The sequence below is a fragment of the Streptomyces sparsus genome (assembly GCF_054776295.1).
The window spans coordinates 1-3480 of the sequence record NZ_BAAHCA010000516.1 but is presented as its reverse complement, the minus strand read 5'-3'; the positions used below and the strand labels follow the sequence as shown (position 1 = coordinate 3480).

The 3480-nt window shown below is 74.9% G+C and carries 2 protein-coding genes and 1 pseudogene; all 3 read left to right on the top strand.

Features of this window, described 5'->3' with window-relative positions; translation table 11 throughout:
• Nucleotides 1-1471, top strand: a 1471-nt coding sequence (locus ACYVE9_RS19480) for a hypothetical protein (RefSeq protein ID WP_461029170.1), incomplete at its 5' end; no start/stop codon positions are given.
• Nucleotides 1468-2373 carry a hypothetical protein gene (locus tag ACYVE9_RS19475; protein WP_461029169.1) on the top strand — a complete coding sequence of 302 codons (906 nt, stop codon included), beginning with the start codon at nucleotides 1468-1470 and terminating at the stop codon, nucleotides 2371-2373. The genes ACYVE9_RS19480 and ACYVE9_RS19475, both read left to right, overlap by 4 nt.
• A 109-nt stretch (nucleotides 2374-2482) precedes the next feature.
• Nucleotides 2483-3480: pseudogene (locus ACYVE9_RS19470) on the top strand (hypothetical protein); the annotation flags it as partial.

The window sequence follows — 3480 nt, the reverse complement described above, 5'->3', positions numbered from 1 at the left end:
CCCCGCGGCGGACGAGGGCCTGGCCCGCCGGCTGCGCGCCCTGGCCTGCACGGCCCCGCTGCACGACCTCGACGTGCGCAAGGCCAACCTCGCGGGGGAGTACAGCAGCTACGCGATGGCCGAGGTCGCACTCTCCGCGATCGATCTCGTCACCCTCCAGATGGACTTCGACACCGGCGCCGACCACGAGGACGTCGTAGCCCGCCTGCTGCCGCGCGTGGCCGCCCAGGCGCCCGGGCGCCCCGCCGCCGAACACGAACGGGTGGCCCGCTGGGTGCTGGAGAACCTGCTCAACGTCGGCAGCGTCGACCGAGGGTTCCGCGCCGTCTACGGCACCTTCGGCCCCGACGGCGCCTACGTCCGGCGCGACTACGACTTCAAACTGATCGAGGAGGTGCCCGGCCCCGGCGGCGGCGTCTACCTGCGCACCACCGACGAGGCGGTCAACGTCCTCGTCGGCGCCCTCGACACCGACGTGACCAGCGCGCAGATCGCCGCCGAGGTGAAGCTGGAGGTCCTCGTCAACCGCGGACGCCTGGCCGACGCCCAGCTCGCCGCGGAACAGGCCCGCTACCGCACCGTCCAGTACGCCGAGACGCTCCGCCGCACCCTGGAGGCCACCCGCCGCGACGTCCGCTCCGTCGACTGGCTGAGCACGGTGCCCGACCTCATCGCCGAGGCCCTGGACCACGTCGCCGACCGCTACCGGCACGAGAACGCCATCCTCACCAACATCCGCCGGGTCCGCGACGAGACGGCCGACGACCGCCACCCCGACCACCGGCTGCGGGCCGCCGAGCTGGTCGACATAGTGAAGGACTGCATCCGCCGGCACACCCAGCTCCAGTCGCGCCTGCTGGAAGCCGGCCCGCTGTTCCGCGCCGAGCAGGACCGCCAGGCGTTCGCCCCGCCCGCCGCCCGCGCGGGCCTCGACCTGCACGGCCAGCTGCTCGCCCCGCTGCTGCCCGAACCGGTGGAGCGGGCCGTCCGCGTCACCGAGGCGTTCTTCCGGCACGGCACCGGGCTGCGCGCACCCGGCGCCGTCCGGGTCGGTGACCTCGTCGATCTGCTGCTGACACCGCCCGCCCCGCGTGAGCACCTCGGCGCGGAGATGCCCGAACCCGACCTCGTCACCACCCCCGACGACAGCCGCTTCAGCGAGCGGCAGCTCACCCAGGCGAAGGAACTGCTCGACCTGCACCCGGACGCCCCCCGGCGGCTCTCCGGCCTGCTCGCCGAAGCGCGGGACCGCGACCGGGAGCTGCCCTACCTCGTCGCGCTGCTCGCCGTGCACGCCGCCAGCCCACCGGTCGGCACCGCCTACCGGCAGGGCGACGAACGGCTGCTCTTCGCCGTGGACGACGGCACCCCGCTGGACGACCCGGAGTTCGGCGGCGCCGACCTCGTCGTCGGCACCGCCCTGCTGGACGCGGCCGGTATGGCCGCCGGCAGGTCGGAGGCAGCCACATGACCGAACCGCACCGAGGAGCACCACCCGTGAGCGAACCCGGCCTCGCGACCGTCCCGCACCCCGCCGCCGATCCCGGCACCCGGATCACCCCGGCGGACGCCGCCGACGCCGCCCGGCTGGTCTCCTTCGGCCTCCAGCCCAAGCTGCTCCCGTCCCGCGACGCCGAGTACGCCGAGCTGCTGCGCCGGCACCGCGACGACCCGGCGTTCGCCCGGCTCGCCGACGCCGTCGCCACCGGCCTGGGCCTGGTCGTGCTCGAGGTCTCCACCCGCGCCGGCATGGCCGTCACCGCCGCCGAGGACTCCGTCTTCGCGGTGCGCATGGGCGACTACGCCCGCCGGGCCACCGCCGACTCCGCCGACCGGTTCCTGCACGGCCTCGCCCACCTGGCCGTCGCCGCGATGGCCTTCCCCCGCCCCGAGGACCTCGCCGACGACGGATACATCGGCCGGCTCACCGTCAACGGCGTCGACTCCTTCGTCCGGCAGGCCTGCCGCCGGCTGGAGGAGCAGGCCGCCGCCCGCGGTGAGAACACCGACCCGGCCACCGACGCACCCGGCCTGGAGGCGGCCTGGCGGGTCTGGGCGCGGCGCAGCTCGACGGGCGCCACCAAGGACGCCCGCCGCCTCGCCGGCTCCACCACCGGCATCGTCGGCAAGGCCGTCGCCTTCCTGACCGACTCGGGCTTCCTCCAGCGCACCGGCGACGAAGCCGGCGGCACCTACCGCACCACGGCCCGCTACCAGCTCCAGGTCCGCGACATGGCCGGCAGCGCGGCCATGGCCGAACTGCTGGAGCTGGGCATCGTGCCGGTCAGTGACGGCACCGGCACCCTGCTGCCGCCGTCGGAGTCCGACGACCTGGACCTGGCCGACGGAGCCGGCCTGCCCTTCCACCGCTGAGCGCCCGCCCCACCACGCGGCCCCTCCGCCCCCGCCACCTCGCCGTCCCGATCGCACCCCCGGATCGTCCCGCCCGCCCCGCCCGTTCGCCCGCAACGAGAGTCGCCCCATGTACGAGCTGTCCCGGATCCGCCTCCACTCCATCGGACCCGCCGGTGCGCGCTACGCCGACACCGTGCTGGACCTGCGCGGAGTGGGCGAACCGGTGCCCAGCCCCGCCCCCACCCAGGCGGACTTCTTCGAGGACGAGCCGACGGGCCCGCCCCGCCGGCCCGCCCCCGCCGGCGTGCTCTTCCTGGAGAACGGCGGCGGCAAGTCCGTCCTGCTCAAGCTGATCTTCTCGGTGATGCTGCCCGGGCACCGCAACACCCTCGGCGGCGCCAGCTCCGGCGTGCTGCGCAAGTTCCTGCTGGCCGACGACTGCGGGCACGTCGCACTGGAGTGGCAGCACACCCTCACCGGCGAGACGGTGGTCGTCGGCAAGGTCAGCGAGTGGCGCGGGCGCCAGGTCTCCAACGACCCCCGCAGGTTCGTCGAGGCCTGGTACTCCTTCCGGCCGGGCCCCGGCATGAGCCTGGACTCCCTGCCGGTGTCGGAGTCCACCGCGCTGCGCCCGCCCTCCGAGGGCGCGTCCGGCGCCCGCGGCCGGCGGCGCACCATGAAGGGCTTCCGCGACGTCCTCACCGAGACGGCCAAGGCGTACCCCAACCTCGACGTGGTCTGGGAGGAGGGTCACGACCGGTGGAAGGAACACCTCGACGCGCTCGGCCTGGACCCGGAACTCTTCCGCTACCAGCGGGAGATGAACGCCGACGAGGGCGAGGCGGCCGGGCTCTTCGCGGTGAAGAACGACGCCGACTTCACCGACCTGCTGCTGCGCGCCGTCACCGACACCCGTGACACCGACGGGCTCGCCGACCTGGTCCACGGCTTCGCCCACAAACTCGGCCGCCGCGCCGAACTCACCGCCGAACGGGACTTCACCGCCGGCTCCCTGGACCTGCTGCGCCGTATCGACGAGGCGGCGAGCCGCCGCGAACGGTTCCGCGCCGTGCACACCGCCGCCGAGCAGCGGACCCGCAGCCTCGCCGCCCGCCTGGCCGCCCG

Bases quoted from the DNA above. Each gene is read 5' to 3' on its own strand.
- ACYVE9_RS19475 (WP_461029169.1), top strand. From the start codon at position 1,468: ATGACCGAACCGCACCGAGGAGCACCACCCGTGAGCGAACCCGGCCTC.